Origin of the sequence: Prevotella sp. HMSC077E09 (assembly GCF_001814685.1) — a bacterium.
In the GTDB taxonomy this organism is placed as follows: Bacteria; Bacteroidota; Bacteroidia; order Bacteroidales; family Bacteroidaceae; genus Prevotella; species Prevotella oris.
The window spans coordinates 1-1,421 of the sequence record NZ_KV817479.1; the positions used below are offsets into that span (position 1 = coordinate 1).

The following is a 1,421-nucleotide window of genomic DNA, read 5'->3' on the forward strand; positions in this document are numbered from 1 at the left end:
GGCTCAGTAGAAAAGAGATGGGGAAATTTCCTTAGTTAATATATTTTTCTTTCCTTTGTATCATGGAAGAAAAAAATCTATATCAATTAGCCGAGTTCGTTTTACCAAGCGATATATTACATTATTTCTCTATTGTCAAGATAGAGCCTGATTCTTCTTTGTTGCGCATTTACCTTGATGAGAAAATGGAGAAAGAACTTTCAGAAGATCTTCATTTTGAATCCCAAGGCTTTATGGATGCTGTCGAGGTGACAGACTTCCCGATTCGGGACCATAAGGTAATTTTGGTTCTTCGTAGACGTCGGTGGATAGATACCCGTACAGGTAAGAGTTTCTCCCTTCCCCTGCAGATTGACATTACCGCCTCCGGCACTCGTTATTCCAAAGAGTTCGGAGCTTTTTTAAAAGAGACGTATGGAGACGTCCCCAGTGACCTGCCGTACGCTTGAGGAATTCTATCATATCAATGGACATAGTTTTGAGAAACAGTATAAGGAAATATTAAGTGGTTACAGGTCATGGGAACAGTTGGCTCATGCACAGAAGTGGCTTCTATTTGAGAATAATATCGGCAAGAGCATAGCAATAGATGAAACATCCTTGTCCAATGGCGAGCTCTACACGATAGTAACCAATAGTGACAGACACGGTAGGGAGGGATGTCTTATCGCTATTATTGCGGGTACAAAGTCCTTGGATGTCTGCAAGGTACTGGATGAGATAGATGAAAAGAAGCGGGAAGACGTAGAAGAGGTTACCTTGGACTTGTCCGACAGTATGCGTAAGATAGTGAGACATTGCTTTCCTAAGGCTAAACGAGTGATCGATCGTTTTCATATACAGAAACTTGCAATTGATGCCGTGCAACAGATGAGAATAGAGCATCGCTGGGCTGCCTTACAGGAAGCAAATGAGGAGAAAGAGAATGCGAAGTTAGAAAAGCGAGCATATCAATCTGTGACTTTTGAGAATGGAGATACACGTAGTGAACTGCTGGTAAGAAGCAGGTACCTGTTATTCAAATCATCGGAGAAATGGACTGATGAGCAGAAGCTAAGAGCCAAGATACTATTTAGAGAATATCCTGACATCAAGAAGGCTTACGGCTTATCACATTCGCTAAGAATGATTTTTGCAAAGAACACCGTCAAAGACGCAGCTAGACTATCATTGGCCAAGTGGTATAATAAGGTTGAAGAAGCTAACTTTCATTCCTTTAATGTCATTGCAGCAACTATCTACGAACATTACGATGACATACTAAACTTCTATATTAACAGAGCTACAAACGCGGCTGCTGAATCCTTTAACGCAAAAATAAAACTATTTAGGGCTAACGTAAGGGGAGTTGTGGATAAAAGTTTCTTCCTTTTTAGGATTGCTAAACTATATGCTTATCCACACTAAATATCTACTGTCCC

Annotated in this window: 2 protein-coding genes; both read left to right on the forward strand. The window is 40.6% G+C overall.

Annotated features, from left to right (window positions below):
- Nucleotides 1-62: 62 nt before the first annotated feature.
- Nucleotides 63-449 (forward strand): ISAon1 family transposase N-terminal region protein, encoded by a 387-nt coding sequence (locus tag HMPREF2983_RS00105; protein ID WP_004378925.1) that lies wholly within the window; start codon nt 63-65, stop codon nt 447-449.
- Entirely contained in the window at nt 415-1,407 is a 993-nt protein-coding gene (locus tag HMPREF2983_RS00110) for an ISAon1 family transposase (RefSeq protein WP_070665505.1), read from the forward strand. The genes HMPREF2983_RS00105 and HMPREF2983_RS00110 overlap by 35 nt, the downstream gene beginning before the upstream one ends.
- The last annotated feature ends 14 nt before the right edge of the window (nt 1,408-1,421 follow it).

Coding starts and splice junctions, on each gene's coding strand:
- HMPREF2983_RS00105 (WP_004378925.1), top strand. CDS start 63: ATGGAAGAAAAAAATCTATATCAATTAGCCGAGTTCGTTTTACCAAGC.
- HMPREF2983_RS00110 (WP_070665505.1), top strand. CDS start 415: ATGGAGACGTCCCCAGTGACCTGCCGTACGCTTGAGGAATTCTATCAT.